Source organism: Serratia sp. NPDC078593, from assembly GCF_050268245.1.
Classification (GTDB): Bacteria; Pseudomonadota; Gammaproteobacteria; order Enterobacterales; family Enterobacteriaceae; genus JBNNGK01.
In genome coordinates this window covers 68479-85503 of sequence record NZ_JBNNGK010000004.1, presented here as the reverse complement: position 1 = coordinate 85503, position 17025 = coordinate 68479, and the positions used below count along the sequence as shown (strand labels likewise).

13 protein-coding genes are annotated in these 17025 nt (G+C 54.8%); 5 read left to right on the top strand and 8 right to left on the bottom strand.

The window, feature by feature from the left end:
- Positions 1 to 124: 124 nt before the first annotated feature.
- The 4 genes from ACQKDS_RS06065 (at position 125) to ACQKDS_RS06050 (ending at position 6057) form a co-directional block, all read left to right on the top strand.
- Positions 125 to 1393, top strand: coding sequence for an MFS transporter (locus ACQKDS_RS06065; RefSeq protein ID WP_399667313.1), 1269 nt, complete (start codon positions 125 to 127; stop codon positions 1391 to 1393).
- Between the two features lie 73 nt (positions 1394 to 1466).
- Positions 1467 to 2444 carry a glyoxylate/hydroxypyruvate reductase GhrB gene (gene ghrB / locus ACQKDS_RS06060; protein ID WP_399667310.1) on the top strand — a complete coding sequence of 326 codons (978 nt, stop codon included), beginning with the start codon at positions 1467 to 1469 and terminating at the stop codon, positions 2442 to 2444.
- 161 nt (positions 2445 to 2605) lie between these two features.
- Complete coding sequence (locus ACQKDS_RS06055; RefSeq protein WP_399667307.1) at positions 2606 to 4672, top strand: alpha-amylase; 2067 nt, start codon at positions 2606 to 2608, stop codon at positions 4670 to 4672.
- Between the two features lie 131 nt (positions 4673 to 4803).
- Positions 4804 to 6057, top strand: a complete 1254-nt coding sequence (locus ACQKDS_RS06050) for a valine--pyruvate transaminase (RefSeq protein WP_399667305.1) — start codon at positions 4804 to 4806, stop codon at positions 6055 to 6057.
- 79 nt (positions 6058 to 6136) lie between these two features.
- Here the strand turns inward: ACQKDS_RS06050 and ibpB are convergent, their stop codons facing one another.
- Positions 6137 to 6565 (bottom strand): small heat shock chaperone IbpB, encoded by a 429-nt coding sequence (gene ibpB / locus ACQKDS_RS06045; protein ID WP_399667302.1) that lies wholly within the window; start codon positions 6563 to 6565, stop codon positions 6137 to 6139.
- Positions 6566 to 6665: 100 nt separating this feature from the next.
- A complete protein-coding gene (gene ibpA, locus ACQKDS_RS06040; protein ID WP_399667299.1) occupies positions 6666 to 7076 on the bottom strand; it encodes a small heat shock chaperone IbpA in 411 nt (136 codons plus the stop codon).
- A 303-nt stretch (positions 7077 to 7379) separates the two neighbouring features.
- On the opposite strand from ibpA, the gene ACQKDS_RS06035 reads away from it, so the two are divergent.
- Positions 7380 to 7721, top strand: coding sequence for a YceK/YidQ family lipoprotein (locus ACQKDS_RS06035; RefSeq protein WP_399667296.1), 342 nt, complete (start codon positions 7380 to 7382; stop codon positions 7719 to 7721).
- A 28-nt stretch (positions 7722 to 7749) separates the two neighbouring features.
- On the opposite strand, the gene ACQKDS_RS06030 is transcribed toward ACQKDS_RS06035, so the two are convergent.
- The 6 genes from ACQKDS_RS06030 to dnaA form a co-directional block, all read right to left on the bottom strand.
- A complete protein-coding gene (locus tag ACQKDS_RS06030; protein ID WP_399667294.1) occupies positions 7750 to 9033 on the bottom strand; it encodes a DUF3748 domain-containing protein in 1284 nt (427 codons plus the stop codon).
- Positions 9034 to 9195: 162 nt separating this feature from the next.
- The gene (gene yidA, locus ACQKDS_RS06025) at positions 9196 to 10011 is read right to left on the bottom strand and encodes a sugar-phosphatase (protein WP_399667291.1); all 816 of its coding nucleotides are present in this window, start codon (positions 10009 to 10011) and stop codon (positions 9196 to 9198) included.
- 112 nt (positions 10012 to 10123) lie between these two features.
- The gene (gene gyrB / locus ACQKDS_RS06020) at positions 10124 to 12538 is read right to left on the bottom strand and encodes a DNA topoisomerase (ATP-hydrolyzing) subunit B (protein WP_399667288.1); all 2415 of its coding nucleotides are present in this window, start codon (positions 12536 to 12538) and stop codon (positions 10124 to 10126) included.
- 18 nt (positions 12539 to 12556) lie between these two features.
- A complete protein-coding gene (gene recF, locus ACQKDS_RS06015; protein ID WP_399667285.1) occupies positions 12557 to 13645 on the bottom strand; it encodes a DNA replication/repair protein RecF in 1089 nt (362 codons plus the stop codon).
- 162 nt (positions 13646 to 13807) lie between these two features.
- On the bottom strand, positions 13808 to 14908 hold the full coding sequence (gene dnaN, locus ACQKDS_RS06010; RefSeq protein WP_399667281.1) for a DNA polymerase III subunit beta: 1101 nt from the start codon (positions 14906 to 14908) through the stop codon (positions 13808 to 13810).
- A gap of 4 nt (positions 14909 to 14912) precedes the next feature.
- A complete protein-coding gene (gene dnaA / locus ACQKDS_RS06005; RefSeq protein ID WP_399667278.1) occupies positions 14913 to 16304 on the bottom strand; it encodes a chromosomal replication initiator protein DnaA in 1392 nt (463 codons plus the stop codon).
- Positions 16305 to 17025 lie beyond the last annotated feature (721 nt).

The following is a 17025-nucleotide window of genomic DNA, read 5'->3' as shown; positions in this document are numbered from 1 at the left end:
CTTCTGGCCCTACAACCAGGTAAACCCAGAATAAGGGTTACGCAGCGGGAGATGACCGAGCCCCCTGTCTTTCAGGCGATGGTCTGAGAGCAGCGGGTATGCGACACCACTGAGGAATCTGAACATGAATAAAGCAACCGTTGCAGCTAAACGCTGGTGGTACATCATGCCCATCGTGTTTATCACCTACAGCCTGGCCTATCTCGACCGCGCCAACTTCAGTTTTGCCTCTGCCGCAGGCATCAACGACGATCTGGGTATCACCAAAGGTATGTCCTCACTGCTCGGAGCGCTGTTTTTCCTCGGGTATTTCTTCTTCCAAATTCCCGGCGCGATTTACGCTGAGCGCCGCAGCGTCAAAAAACTGATCTTTTGGTGCCTGATCCTGTGGGGCGGTTGCGCCTCGCTGACCGGCGTGGTGAGCAACATCCCGATGCTGGCGGCGATTCGTTTTATCCTCGGCGTGGTAGAAGCGGCCGTAATGCCCGCCATGCTGATTTACATCAGTAACTGGTTCACCAAGTCCGAGCGTTCACGCGCCAACACCTTCCTGATCCTCGGCAACCCGGTCACCGTGCTGTGGATGTCGGTGGTCTCAGGCTATTTGATCCATGCCTACGGCTGGCGCGAAATGTTCATTATCGAAGGGATTCCGGCGGTGATCTGGGCATTCTGCTGGTGGGTGCTGGTGAAAGACAAGCCTTCACAGGTCGGCTGGTTGAGTGAAGAAGAAAAACAGGCGCTGCAAGCGCAGTTGGAAGAAGAACAAAAGGGCATTAAAGCCGTACGCAATTACAGCGAAGCCTTTCGTTCTCGCAATGTGATCCTGTTGTGCGTACAGTATTTTGCCTGGAGCATCGGCGTGTATGGCTTCGTGTTGTGGCTGCCTTCGATTCTGCGCAGCGGCATGGAGATGGGTATGGTGGAAGCTGGTTGGCTGTCGGCGGTGCCTTATCTGGCTGCCACTATCGCGATGATCGTGGTTTCTTGGGCATCCGACAAAATGCAAAACCGCAAACTGTTCGTCTGGCCGCTGCTGCTGGTTGGCGCGCTGGCGTTCCTCGGTTCTTATCTGGTGGGTGCCGACCACTTCTGGGTTTCTTACGGCTTGCTGGTGGTAGCCGGTGCTGCCATGTACGCACCTTATGGCCCTTTCTTCGCCATTATCCCCGAAATGCTGCCGAAGAACGTGGCGGGCGGCGCGATGGCATTAATCAACAGCATGGGGGCGCTGGGTTCGTTCTTCGGCTCTTGGTTCGTCGGTTACCTGAACGGTGCAACCGGCACCCCGGCCGCCTCCTATATGTTTATGGCTATTGCCTTGGTGGTCGCGGTGGTACTGACGCTGGTGGTGAAACCGGCGCAAAATGCGCCACAACCGCAACTGGCCTAGGCCGTTACCCGTTATTTTATGTTGAATCTACCCGCCCGTGGTTGAACAACGGGCGGTATTGCTGGAGCGCGTCATGAAGCCTTCTATCGTGTTGTACAAAAACCTTTCGGACACGCTGCGCGCGCGTCTGGAACAGCACTTCACCGTTCACGCCTTTAACGGCCTGAAGCCGGAGCACGGCGAGCCGTTGCGACAGGCATTACGGCAGGCCGAGGGGATTATCGGTTCCGGTGGCAAGGTTGATGAAGCCTTGTTGCAACAGGCACCCAAATTGCGCGCCGCCTCGACCATTTCCGTCGGTTACGACAACTTCGATGTTGAAGCGCTGAACGCGCATAACGTCCTGCTGATGCATACCCCCACCGTGCTGACCGAAACCGTCGCAGACACCATCATGACGCTGGTGTTAACCAGCGCGCGGCGGGTGGTCGAGCTGGCCGAAAAGGTCAAAGCCGGTGAATGGCAAGGCAGCATCCCACCGGACTGGTTTGGCGTCGATGTGCATCACAAAACGCTGGGCATCATTGGCATGGGGCGCATCGGCCTGGCGCTGGCGCAACGCGCCCATTGCGGTTTCGGTATGCCTATTCTTTACCACGCCCGCCGCCCGCATGAAGAGGCCGAAACGCGCTTTGCTGCGCGCCATTGCGATCTGGACACGCTGCTGGGCGAGGCCGATTTTGTCTGCATTACGCTCCCGCTGACCGATCAGACCTTCCATCTGATTGGCCGCGAGCAGTTGGCGAAGATGAAAAAAAGCGGCATTTTGATCAACGCGGGGCGCGGACCGGTGGTGGATGAGCAGGCGCTGATCGACGCCTTGCAGAACGGCACGATTCACGCCGCCGGATTAGACGTGTTCGAAACGGAACCGCTGCCGGTGACGTCGCCGCTGTTAACACTGCCCAACGTGGTGGCGGTGCCGCACATCGGTTCCGCCACCCATGAAACCCGCGAGGCGATGGCGGCCTGCGCCGTCGACAATCTGATCGCCGCGCTGACCGGTACGGTCAAAGAAAACTGCGTGAATCCGCAAATTTTGAACCAGTAAGTCGTACAGGGTGGGTATTCCGCCCTGCTAACGGTATCCCCCTCCCCCTGCGCCCTCCCCCCTTAAAAACCCCCTCGCAGGAGGAGGCAATTTTTCACCCCCGCGGCACACTGAATAATCCCTACTCTACACGACGCTTCCTGCCACGCGTAAGGAGAGCCATGAAACGCCTGACCCTGCCTCTGTTAATGCTACTTTCACCGTCTGCCTATGCCGACTGGGCACTACCACATTTCCCCGCTTTCAATGAGCTGACCAGCGGCATCTTTACCAGCCAGGCCTCACTCCCTAAAGGCCAGCAACCTTTGCAATTAATGCAGGATAAACAGTGCTGGCAACCCGCCGGTGCGGTGAAACTCAATCAAACCTTATCGCTACAGCCATGCAGCGAGCAAGCCGCCGTCAACTGGCATCGGTACCGCGATGGCGAGTATCAGATACGTGTTGATACCCGCAGCGGTACGCCAACCGTGCACATCAGCATCAAACCGCAGCAGCCCGCCGCCGCCGCAACAATAAACCGTACCTGCCAGCGCTGGAATGGCAAACCGCTGAGCGTCGATGTCAGCGGCACCTTTAGCAACGGTGAAACGGTGCGCGATTTTTACTCCGGCCAAACGGCCACCGTCAGACAGGGCAAGGTTACGCTGCAACCCGCCGAGCACAGCGGCGGTCTATTGCTGCTCGAGGCGGCGGCCACCGCCCAAGCCGCCCCGTTTGCATGGCACAACGCCACGGTCTACTTCGTGTTAACCGATCGCTTCGTCAATGGCGATCCCAGCAACGATCACAGCTATGGCCGACGCAGCGATGGAATGCAGGAGATTGGCACCTTTCACGGTGGCGATCTGGCCGGGCTAACGCAAAAACTGGATTACCTGCAACGGTTGGGGGTCAATGCCTTGTGGATCAGCTCACCGCTGGAACAGATCCACGGCTGGGTCGGGGGCGGAAGCAAAGGGGATTTTCCGCATTACGCCTATCACGGCTACTACACGCTGGACTGGACGCGGATCGACGCCAACATGGGGAGCGAGCAGGATTTGCGGCGTTTGGTTGAACAAGCCCACCAGCGCGGTATTCGTGTACTGTTTGACGTGGTGGTGAATCACGTGGGTTATGCCACCTTAGCCGATATGCAAACCTTCCAGTTCGGCTCGCTGTATCTGAAAGACAGTGAGATCGCGTCAACCCTTGGCCAACGCTGGGGAGACTGGCGACCGGCCGCCGGGCAAAACTGGCATAGCTTCAATGATTACATCAATTTTAGCGACAAACGCGGCTGGGAAAACTGGTGGGGCAAGGCGTGGATCCGCACCGACATTGGCGATTATGACGCACCGGGTTACAACGATCTGACGATGTCGCTGGCATTTCTGCCGGACATCAAAACTGAAGCGCCCAACGCCAGTGGGTTACCGCTATTTTATCGCCATAAACCGGACACCGCCGCCAAAGAAATCCCCGGTGCCAGCACGCGGGATTACCTCACCTTGTGGCTCAGTCAATGGGTGCGGGATTATGGCATCGACGGCTTCCGCGTCGACACCGCCAAACACGTTGAAAAACCAACGCTGGCGCTGTTGAAACAGCGTGCCACCGAAGCGTTAGCGCAATGGAAAGCGGAAAATCCGCAACACGCCGTGGATAACGCGCCCTTCTGGATGACCGGTGAAGCCTGGGGGCATGGCGTGACAAAAAGTGATTATTATCAGCACGGCTTTGACGCGATGATCAATTTCGACTTCCAGGATCAGGCGGCACAGGCGTTGGATTGCTTCTCTGATATCGATGAAACCTATCAGCAAATGGCCGATAAGCTGCAAAACTTTAACGTGCTAAGTTATCTCTCTTCCCACGATACCCGCTTGTTCTTCCACAGCGACGCCAAAGGCAGCCTGACGCGGCAGCAGCGCGCGGCAGATCTGCTCCTGCTGGCACCGGGGGCGGTGCAGATTTACTACGGCGATGAAAGTGGCCGTCCATTTGGCGCGACCGGTTCCGATCCGTTACAAGGCACCCGTTCGGCCATGAACTGGCAGGCGCTACAGGGTGAAAACGCGCCGCTATTGGCGCACTGGCAACGGCTGGGCGAGTTTCGTGCCCGTCATCCGGCGATCGGTGCCGGGCAGCAACAATCCCAGCAAACGGCGGCGTATTACGCCTTTAGCCGCCGCCATCAGGATGACCGGGTGATGGTGGTATGGGCAGGCGATCGTTCACCATAATTTAGCGTAATATGCTAAAGAATGCCCTCTGGCTGAAGTTTAACCCCAGAGGGCGTTTTATCAGCCACATTGCACCCGCAATTGTCTGGCGGTATGGTGGGATCACCTGCTAAAAACAAGACTGTGCACCTATGACTTTTTCACGTTTCGGCGACAAATTTACCCGTTATACCGGCATTACCCGTTTAATGAACGATCTGAACGACGGTCTGCGCACCCCCGGTGCCATCATGCTTGGCGGCGGCAATCCGGCGCAAATTCCTGAAATGGAGAGCTACTTTAAACAGTTATGTCAGGAGATGCTCGATCAAGGCAAACTGACGGAAGCACTGTGTAACTACGATGGGCCGCAAGGTAAAGATGCCCTGCTGAAAGCACTCTCTGGCATGCTGAGTGATGAACTTGGCTGGCAGGTCGAACCACAGAACATTGCACTAACCAACGGCAGCCAAAGCGCGTTTTTCTACTTATTTAACCTGTTTGCTGGCCGCTATGCCGACGGCAGCCGCCGCCGGGTGCTGTTCCCACTGGCACCGGAATACATCGGCTATGCCGACGCTGGGTTAGACGAAGGGCTGTTTGTCTCCGCCAAACCCAATATTGAGCTATTGCCCGAAGGCCAGTTTAAATATCACGTTGATTTTGAACATTTAACCATCGGCAACGATATTGGCATGATCTGCGTATCGCGCCCGACCAACCCAACCGGCAATGTGATTACCGACGATGAGTTGGCGCAGCTGGACGTGCTGGCGCAGCAACATGACATTCCGTTGGTGATCGATAACGCCTATGGTGTGCCATTCCCGGGCATCATCTTCAGCGACGCCACCCCGCTGTGGAACCCAAACATCATTCTGTGTATGAGCCTGTCAAAGTTGGGCCTACCCGGTTCGCGTTGCGGCATCGTTATTGCTGATGAAAAGATTATTACTGCCCTGACCAATATGAACGGCATCATCAGCCTGTCGCCGGGCAGCATTGGCCCAGCCATCGCCACCGAAATGATTGAGCGTGGCGACCTGTTGCGTTTGTCGAACGACGTTATTCGTCCGTTCTATAAGCAACGCGTTGAGCAAACCATCAACATTATTCGCCGTTACCTACCGGAAGATCGCTGTCTGATCCACAAACCGGAAGGGGCGATTTTCCTCTGGCTATGGTTCAAAGATCTGCCGATCAGCACCGAGCTGCTGTACCAACGTCTAAAACAGCGTGGCGTTTTGATGGTGCCAGGGCACTATTTCTTCCCGGGGCTGGAGCATGAATGGCCGCATACACATCAATGTATGCGTATGAATTATGTGCCGAACCCAGAGCAGATTGAGCGTGGGATAGCCATTCTGGCAGAAGAGATCGAACGAGCACACCGCGAAGCGCAATAATGTGCGGTAACAGCGCTCAGAACGCAACGGGGGAAGCCCATCTGGACTTCCCCCGTGAGATTGACACCGTTTCAGTGCGTTATTTCTCGTCTAACCCCAGCGTGCTGCCGATGGCGATGCGCTGCGGCTGTAACGCTTCTGGCACCTGCCGTACCAAATCAATGTGCAGCAGGCCATGTTCAAATTGGGCTTCAGTAACGTGCAGATGTTCCGCCAGGGTAAAGCTCAGGGTGAACGCTTCACGCACCCATCCCCGATGCAGATATTCCACCGGTTTTTCCGCTGGCGTTGGCTTGCCTCGCACGGTCAGGCGCGGCCCTTCAACTTCGATGTCTAATTCACTTTGCTGGAACCCGGCCAGCGCCAACGAAATGCGATAATGATTATCGTCACTTTTCTCAATATTGTACGGTGGAAAGCCCTGAGGCTCTTGACCACCCATTGAACTGGCTAATTTATCAAAGCCAATCCACTGACGTAATAATGGCGAGAGATCGTAGTTACGCATAATATTTACTCCTTCAATGAAGCGAGATGATGTTGATATCGCCCCCTGTCGGCAGGCGATTAACATCGCGGGACTACCGCTGATGTCTAATTAATAAAAATTATTTAATTTCAATCCGGCGCGGTTTTAATGTTTCCGGCACGATACGTTCCATATCGATATATAACAGCCCATTCTCGAGTTTAGCGCCTTTAATTTGAATGTGTTCGGCCAACTGGAATTTGCGCTCGAAGTTACGCTCTGCAATGCCTTGATACAAAAATGTTTTTTTCTCCTGACCGTTCTGATGTGCACCGCGCACAATTAACAGATTATCATGGGAGGTTATTTCCAACTCTTGCTCGGCGAAGCCCGCTACCGCGATAGTAATACGATAGTGATTTTCGTCGACCAGTTCGACATTATAAGGTGGGTAACCATTACCTTGGTTTTGGCTGGCTTCCAACGCATTAAACAGGCGGTCGAAACCAATAGCGGAACGGTATAACGGAGAAAGATCGAAATTGCGCATACACGAGCCTCCTAAGGCACTTTAGCGAGGTTTACATAACGTCTTCCATCATGGACAGACACAAAGACCAGAATTCCCTGACGGCGAATTCTTAATTCGGCCTTGTAGATAAAATGGGGTTTGCTTTTCTGATTTCAACCGACCAAGATCAAAAAATTGCCATTGATGGCGGTGAAAGTTTTTTTATCACATACAATTAAGCGTGAGATAACCGCCACAGAGCGGCGCTTTGCGCTTTTGATACATCGGCGAGATGTGATAAATCAGCAAATTCAGGGGAACAGCACCCTTCAGGATGGAATAATGATGATGAAAAAATTGATGACAACCAGTTGCCTGCTGTTAGCCACCAGCGGTTGTTCCAGCATTATGAGCCACACCGGCCCCGATCAAGGCTACTATCCCGGCACGCGAACCAGCATCACGATGCTGAAAGACGATCAAACCGGTTGGGTAATGAAGCCGTTAGTTGCATTGGATTTACCATTTTCAGCGGTGGTAGATACCGTGTTACTCCCTTATGACTATCTCCGTGCCGGCAGTGACAAAACGGCCGACTCACCGAAAGAACGTATTCTGCACGAAGAACAACAAAAGCTGGCCGCTAGCGGATCGCCAGGCTTGACCAGCAGCGTTGCGCATTGATGTTCCCTGCGGGCCTGAACGGCCCGTTTCAGTTTACCTCAACGACACAGATCTGGTTGTAGCCCGCGACTTCCCGCATAAACGCCACGCGCGTGCCATCGGGTGAAAACACCACCGCATCGCCACTCGGCGGTTGTTCGCTTCGTGGCGTCAAACGTCGCATCTGGCCGCTGGTGACGTCACACAGCATCACGCTGTTATCGCACACCAACGCAATCTGGCCACCGGCGGGGTGCCAACTGAACGCGGATTGAATCGCCTGCTCGCCGTGGCTAATCTGGCGCAACGCGCCACCGTTCGGTGAAACACACCATAATTGCACCACACCGCGATCGTCTTTCATTAAAAAAGCAATCTCACTGCCATCAGGCGAGCTGCGTAGCCAATGCCGTGGCGTCGTCGCCACCCCCGGATAACGTCGGTCGCCGGTATGCGTTAGCCGCCGCTGTTGTACGCCCTGCGGTGGCGCGGGCAGCGTCGTTTCCGTCCCTTGCAGCGGTTGTGCGCCCGCTCTGGCATAATCGCTCTCATTTTCCGGCAGATCGACAATAAACACTTCCGGCAGCTTGTCGCCGTTTTCAGCGCGCGTATCGCCAATAAATGCCAGCGCCCATCGTTGCCGATGACCATCGGCCTTCAGATACCCCTCATGCCCCACCCAGCCTTCTTCATACGCCCGGCTGATGTCATCACTGCCCGGCCGCGGCTGCGGCGTGGTGTGGCTGACCAACACGCAGTAGTGGCTACCGTCATATTCACGCGGATGCTGTTTCGGCGGATTCACGCCACGCAGCGGCAGCGCTACGCCGACGTTGCGCAAATCCAAAGCGGGATCGCGTTCATGCATAACATGGTCGTTATAGGTGAAGCTAAGACGGCTGCCATCCGGGCTAAATACGTGCACATGGCTACCGCCACGCAGTGCGCCGGGCGTATAAGGGGCGGTGATGTCCAGCGCATCGAGGGTGATCGCCAATTCACGATCGGGCTCACTGACGATCACACCGCGCCGGTGGTGAAAATCGTAATGCCAATAGCTGTCGGGATGTTCCGGGCCATGAATGAACACATAGCGTGCCGGGGCATCAGGACTGACGCTCACCACGCCCACATGCGCCCCATGCTGGGCACGGTACACCACCTGCACCTCACCGCTTACAACATTCACCCGTTCGATGGTTAAGCCGGTGAATGAGGCTCCAGTTGGACGAACGTCATACGCCAGCCACTGGCTGCACGGCGTCCAGACGTTGATATTGGTTAATTGATGACCGCGTGGATCATAGGTCAACTGGGTTTCACGGTGGCGCATGGCGGCTCCCGGCACGTAATGGCATTGAGCCGCCATCTTAGCGTGATATTCCCGTGACATCACGCTAGGTGTAGGCAACGGATGCCTGGCACACGTAACAATGGGCTTGGCTGGCGGGATAGCATAACGCGGTACGGGCGCTTGACTGCGCCCGCCAATGGGTTAAACGTTCAGTACAAATTTCTCGATAGCGTGCGCCACACCGTCTTCGGTATTGCTGCGGGTGACAAACTGCGCCACGCTTTTCAATTCCGGGATCGCATTGCCCATCGCCACGCCGACACCGGCATACTCAATCATCGCCGTGTCATTCGCCTGATCGCCTAATGTCATGATGTTTTCTTGTGGGATGCCAAGGTGATCGGCCAGCATTTTCACCCCCGCGCCCTTATCCACCTTCTTGTGCAATATTTCCAGGTAATAAGGCGCACTTTTCAGGATGGTGTAACGCGCCTGTGTCGCCGCCGGGATGCGCGCAATCGCACGGTCCAGCAGGGCGGGCTCGTCAACCATCATGACTTTAGGGAAGCGTAGGTTGCGGTCCATCTCTTCCACACTGCGATACTTTAGCGGAATGCCGGTCATTTCCGCTTCGTGTATGGTGTATTTGCCAATGTCTTTATTTGGCGTGTACAGCGTATCAAAATCAAATGCCTGGAAGTGAACGCCCAGCTCACGCGCCAGTTTTTCAACGTGCAGGTAATCTTCAAACCCTAACGTTTCCTGCAAAATGCAAGCACCGGTTGCGGCTTGCAATACCAATGCGCCGTTATAGGTAATGCAAAAATCATTGCTGCCTTGAATATCTAACTGGCGCAAATAATCTTGCACGCCAACGTAAGGCCGCCCGGTGGCCAGCACCACGTGAACCCCTTTGCGGCGTGCCTCGCTAATTGCTTGTTTCACCGCTGGGGTAATCTGATGCTGCGGGTTCAGCAGCGTGCCGTCCATATCTATTGCAATCAGTTCAATCGCCATGCGTGTGTCTCCCGTGTTTTTTTCCATGCTAACGCGTTTCAGCCTACGCTGTCAGCGCAAAAAAAATCCGCGCGGGTTGCCCGGCGCGGATGTTTTTTATTGGCATCAGCGATTAGATATCGATGTTCGCCGCTTTCAGGGCGTTTTCTTCGATAAATGCGCGACGTGGCTCAACCGCATCACCCATCAGGGTGGTAAACAGTTGGTCGGCAGCGATGGCATCTTTCACCGTTACGCGCAGCATGCGGCGGCTTTCGGGATCCATGGTGGTTTCCCACAGCTGCTCTGGGTTCATTTCACCCAGACCTTTATAACGCTGTACCGCCAAACCACGACGGGATTCTTTCACCAGCCACTCCAGCGCCTGCTCGAAGCTTTCGACCGGCTGACGGCGTTCACCGCGTTCGATGAATGCGTCTTCCTCGATCAAGCCGCGCAGTTTTTCACCCAGCAGGCAAATTTTGCGGTACTCACCACCGTGAATGAAATCGAAGTCCAGCGGGTAATCGGTATCGACGCCGTGGGTACGAATACGCAGCACCGGTTCAAACATCTGACGTTCGCGGTTTTCCAAGATGACATAGCTGTAGCTGCTACCGTGCTGTTCTTTTTCGTTCAGCAGGTTGACCAGCGATGCGATCCACGTTTCCACCTTGGCCTGATCGCTGAGATCGTCTTCCGCCAGCGTTGGCTGATAGATCAAATTATTCAGCAACGCACGCGGATAGCGGCGCTCCATACGCACGATCATCTTCTGTACGCTGTAGTGTTCGGCTACCAGGTTCTCGAGTGCCGCGCCCGCCAGCGCCGGAGCATGTGCATTGGTATGCAGCGTTGCACCGTCCAACGCGATAGCTATTTGGTACTGATCCATCGCTTCGTCATCTTTAATATACTGTTCTTGCTTACCTTTCTTCACTTTATACAGCGGTGGCTGCGCAATGAACACGTGACCACGCTCGATCACTTCCGGCATCTGACGGTAGAAGAAAGTCAGCAACAGCGTACGGATGTGCGAACCATCGACGTCGGCATCGGTCATGATGATGATGCTGTGATAACGCAGTTTATCCGGGTTGTATTCATCGCGCCCGATGCCACAGCCCAACGCGGTGATCAGCGTTGCGACTTCCTGCGAAGAGAGCATTTTGTCGAAGCGCGCTTTCTCGACGTTGAGGATTTTACCTTTCAGCGGCAAAATCGCCTGATTCTTACGGTTACGCCCCTGCTTGGCAGAGCCGCCCGCAGAGTCCCCTTCCACCAGGTACAGTTCAGACAACGCCGGATCGCGTTCCTGACAATCCGCCAGTTTGCCCGGCAGGCCGGCTAAATCCAGCGCGCCTTTACGACGGGTCATTTCGCGCGCTTTACGTGCCGCTTCACGGGCACGCGCCGCATCGATAATTTTGCCCACAACGATTTTCGCATCGCCCGGGTTTTCCATCAGATAATCGACCAGCTTCTCATTCATCAGCGTTTCAACCGCGGTTTTCACCTCGGAAGACACCAGTTTATCTTTGGTCTGAGAAGAGAACTTTGGATCCGGCACTTTAACCGAGACCACGGCAATCAAGCCTTCACGCGCGTCATCACCGGTCGCACTGATTTTGGATTTCTTGCTGTACCCTTCTTTATCCATATAGCTGTTCAGGGTACGCGTCATCGCGGTACGGAAACCGACCAGGTGAGTACCGCCATCGCGCTGCGGGATATTGTTGGTAAAGCAGTAGATGTTTTCTTGGAAACCATCGTTCCATTGCAGCGCCACTTCCACACCGATGTCATCTTTCACGGTAGAGAAATAGAAAACGTTCGGGTGGATCGGCGTTTTATTCTTGTTCAAGTATTCAACAAACGCTTTGATGCCGCCTTCGTAGTGGAAGTGGTCTTCTTTATCGTCACGTTTGTCTTTCAGACGGATCGACACGCCAGAGTTCAGGAACGACAGTTCACGCAGGCGTTTCGCCAGAATGTCATACTGGAATTCAGTTTGGTTGGTGAAGGTTTGATAGCTCGGCCAGAAACGTACCGTGGTACCGGTCTGTTCGGTTTCACCCACCACATTCAAGGGGGATTGCGGTTCACCGTGTTGATAGGTTTGCTGGTGAACTTTACCGTCACGGCGGATCACCAGTTCCAGCTTCTCGGATAAGGCATTGACCACCGAGACGCCCACGCCGTGCAGGCCGCCGGAAACTTTATATGAGTTATCGTCGAACTTACCGCCGGCGTGCAGTACGGTCATAATGACCTGCGCGGCTGAAACGCCTTCCTCTTCGTGGATCCCTGTCGGAATACCACGGCCATCATCCTGCACCGACACCGAGTTATCTGCGTGGATGGTGACTTGAATGTCACTACAGTGGCCAGCGAGTGCTTCGTCGATAGCGTTGTCCACAACCTCGAATACCATGTGGTGCAGACCGGTGCCATCATCGGTATCGCCGATATACATGCCCGGGCGCTTACGCACCGCATCCAGCCCTTTTAATACCTTGATACTTGAGGAGTCATAAGAATTCGACATCAACGTTTCTCGCTCATTTTAGTCCTGTGGTTGAACCTCTATTTTACCTTGTTCCACGCGGAACATCTTGCCCTTTTCACCCGCCATGTCGGTCACTTGTTCAGCGCTGACGGCGCTGACAAAAACCTGGGCTTGGGTGGCTTTCAGACGATCGGCCAGCAACCGGCGACGGCCGGTGTCCAGCTCGGAGGCAAAATCATCAATCAGATACAGGCAACGCCGCCCGCTCTGCCGGGTGAGAAACTCACCCTGCGCTAAGCGCAACGCGCACATCAGCAACTTGAGCTGACCGCGCGATAATAAATCCTCTACCGGCGTACCATCGGCACGAATGCGGAAATCCGCTTTATGCGGCCCCACCGCGGTATAGGTCAGTGCCCTGTCGCGTTCAAATTGGCGTTCCAATAACTCGCCATAATCGCTTTCTTTGTCCCAACCGCGTTGGAAAGAGAAACTCAGGGCAAATTCGGGCAAAAACTGTGCGCATGTCGCGGTAATATCTGCGGCAATGGCGTCACTGTAGGCTGCCCGCCATTCGCTGATGCGCTCGGCTAATGGAACCAGTTCCTGATCCCAGGCACGAATATGCGCATAGCGACTTACCTGGCGCAGCGCGGCATTACGCTGCTTCAGTAACCGTTTCAGGTTGCTCCAGGCGGTAAAAAAACCGGGTTCGTTATGAAAACATCCCCAGTCCAGAAAAGCGCGCCGAAACTTCGGCCCACCATTTAGCAAAGTGAAACCTTCAGGGGTTATCAATTGCATCGGCAATAATTGAGCAAGCTCCGCGACTTTATGGCCATCGCTGCCATCAATACGCACCTTGCTGTCGCCCTGACGGCTCTTGCTTAAACCTATCGATAGCTCACGTTCAGTGCTGCCATCGACCCGGCCATGCAGCACAAACTCCGGCTGGTCGTGGCGAATTACGCGCCCCGCCTGCAGGCTGCGAAAAGCGCGACCGTGGCCCAGCGTATAGACCGCCTCAAGTACGCTGGTCTTGCCGCTGCCATTGGCACCAACCAGAAAGTTAAACCCCGGTGCCAACGCCAAATCTGCCGATTCGATATTACGAAAATCTTTAATCAGTAAACGCGTTAATGCCATGCCAGTTCCATTACCGGGAAAGATACGCTCAATATAGGGGCGTTAGCGGCGCAGGCCGTTTACCTGCGGCCCGCGCACAGCCAGCGGCGCGTACCCAAAGTACGTGAGGATGGCGAGCACCGCCCAAGCGAAAAATGGCAAGCAAGATAGCCCAGACATCGATCACAACCGCATAGGCATGACGACATAGGCCGCCGCCTGGCTGGCAGCATCTTCGATCTGCACGCTGGACACCGAATCGGTCAGCAGCAGACGCACCTCTTCACACTTCAGCGCATTCAATACGTCGAGTACGTAACTGACGTTGAAGCCAATTTCCATCTCGGTGCCTTCATAGGCAACATCAAGAATCTCTTCCGCTTCTTCCTGCTCCGGGTTGTTGGCGGTAATCTTCAGCTGGTTATGGCTGACATACAGCCGCACACCACGGAATTTTTCATTGGACAGGATAGCGGCGCGGGCAAACGCCTGCTTGAGCAGATCGCAACCAGCTTCCAAGGTTTTGTCCGGGTTTTTCGGCAATACGCGGCGATAATCCGGGAAGCGGCCATCAACCAGCTTGGACGTAAAGATGAAGTCGCCGACGTGGGCACGAATGTTGTTGCTGCCGATTTGCAATTGCAGCAGCGATTCCCCGCCGTCCAACAAGCGCACCAGCTCCATCACCCCTTTACGCGGTACGATCACCGAATGTGATGGCAGTTGCTGACCAATCGGCATGGCGCATACCGCCAGGCGGTGCCCATCGGTCGCGACGGTACGCAGTTCTTCCCCTTCGGTTTCGAACAGCATACCGTTTAAGTAATAGCGCACATCCTGATGGGCCATCGAAAACTGAGTGGCTTCAATCAGGCGTTTCAACGTGGCCTGCGGCAAGGTAAATTCAACCTCGCTTTGCCAGTCGTCCAGATTCGGGAAGTCCGCCGCGGGCAACGTAGACAGCGAGAAGCGGCTGCGGCCAGAGCGAACCAGCATGCGTTCACCCTCTAACGTTACCGCGATCTCCGCGCCTTCCGGCAAACCACGGCAAATATCAAAGAATTTACGCGCGGGGACGGTCGTCGCGCCGGGTTCATGAGGTTGGGACAGGGCAACGCGCGCCACCATCTCCATTTCCAGATCGGTACCGGTCAACAGCAGGGAGCCTTCCGTCACCTGCAGCAGCAGGTTACCCAGAATTGGCAGCGTTGGGCGGCCACCCAATGGGCTGCTCACCTGTTGCAGCGGTTTTAGCAGATGCTCACGTTCAACGATAAATTTCATAGCGCTATGAAGATAATGTTCTGATTAAGTTAGAGAAATCTTCTTTGATGTCGTGACTTTCCTCACGCAACTGCTCGATCTTCCGGCAGGCGTGCAACACCGTGGTATGGTCGCGGCCACCAAACGCATCGCCGATTTCTGGCAGGCTGTGGTTGGTGAGCTCTTTCGCCAATGCCATCGCCATTTGGCGCGGGCGGGCGACAGAGCGCGAACGCCGTTTGGACAGCAGATCCGCGACTTTAATTTTATAGTATTCCGCCACCGTCTTTTGAATATTGTCGATGGTGACCAGTTTCTCCTGCAATGCCAGCAGATCGCGCAGCGCTTCGCGTACGAAATCAATCGTAATGGCACGGCCGGTAAAGTTGGCGTTAGCGATTACCCGGTTCAACGCCCCTTCCAGTTCGCGGACGTTGGAGCGCAGGCGTTTGGCAATGAAGAACGCCACTTCGCCCGGCAGACGGATATTGTTCTCGTCGGCCTTTTTCATCAGGATCGCCACGCGGGTTTCCAGCTCCGGCGGCTCAATCGCCACCGTCAGACCCCAACCAAAACGTGACTTGAGGCGATCTTCCACCCCGTTAATCTCTTTCGGATAACGATCCGACGTCAGGATGATCTGTTGGTTACCTTCCAACAACGCATTGAAGGTGTGAAAAAACTCTTCCTGCGAACGCTCTTTGTTGGCGAAGAATTGGATGTCATCAATCAGCAACGCGTCAACCGATCGATAATAGCGCTTAAATTCTTCAATCGCGTTGTTCTGCAACGCCTTAACCATGTCCTGCACAAAGCGCTCCGAGTGCATATAGACCACTTTGGCGTTGGCTTTGCGCGCCATGATACCGTTACCCACCGCGTGCAACAGGTGCGTTTTACCCAAGCCAGTACCGCCATATAAGAACAGCGGGTTGTAAGCGCCACCGGGGTTATCCGCCACCTGACGTGCCGCAGCGCGTGCCAGTTGGTTCGATTTACCCTCAACGAAGTTATCGAAAGTGTGCTTGGGGTTGACGTTAGAGCGGTAAGACAGCTCCGGCTGTGGCGCCGCGTTGTCCCAGCTTGGCCGCGATGGCGCAACCGCACGCGGCTGCGGGGCAGCCGGGGCGTTACGGCTTTCCGTGACCGTTTGACTGATGGTATGCGCGATCGGCTTACTGCCGACCTCAAAACGTAACAACGGCGCATCCGTTCCGCAGAAATCGTTCAGCAGTCCATTGATATTGTTTAAGTATTTATCGCGGACCCAGTCCAGCACAAAGCGATTGGGCGCATAGAGCGCCAAGGTGTTGTCACTCAGTTCCGCCTGCAAGGGGCGTATCCACATACTAAATTCTGTGGCAGGTAACTCATCCTGCAATCGGGCAAGGCACTGCTGCCAAAGCGAAAGTGACACGGCGGACTCCACTCGAACAAGATCAATAAAGAAAAGAATCAGGCTACTTTTTTATAACTCATGATTTTTGACACACGCCCGGCACCGGCTGACCGCCTGGGGGCATGCGAACCGCCTTTCACGGTTTATGTCCTCCACGATCCCGCCATGCGAGATCGCGATCGGAATGACGGATCATAGCGCAAACGGAGCAAGAGATCCTCCTCTTCATCACAGATTAGATCCATTTTATCCACAGCTGCCGATCGGGGGCGATTTTTTCCTCATTTGATTGACAAAACCCGTGCGATCGGGTTCTTCAATTGGCGATTTTGCCACTACGAACAGGTTATACCCGGTTATCCACGCAAGATCTTTGCGTTTATCGCGCAGGATCGCGCCGGGATCCTTGCGATTTAACCCCGAGTCCGTATAATCTTCGCCCTACGTGTGATACCTGGTTCCTTCATGGTGCGTTAATTGACCAGACAGGATTCTGCGGTGACCACGGGCCAAAACGGGATTTCACGCTGTTTTGGCAAGCAACCAGGTAGGCTACACCCCCCTACACTTCATGTTGCAGGCAGGCTGAAACTGAGCAAATCCTGAAGCATTTACTGCGGTAAATGATCGCGAGGCGCGAAAAGGGTCAGTTCGTTGCGAGATGAAAGATGACGGGTTTGTGTGATGCGAATTGACTCAGGACTGTACAATTATTACAATCCCGCCTCTTTATGTATTG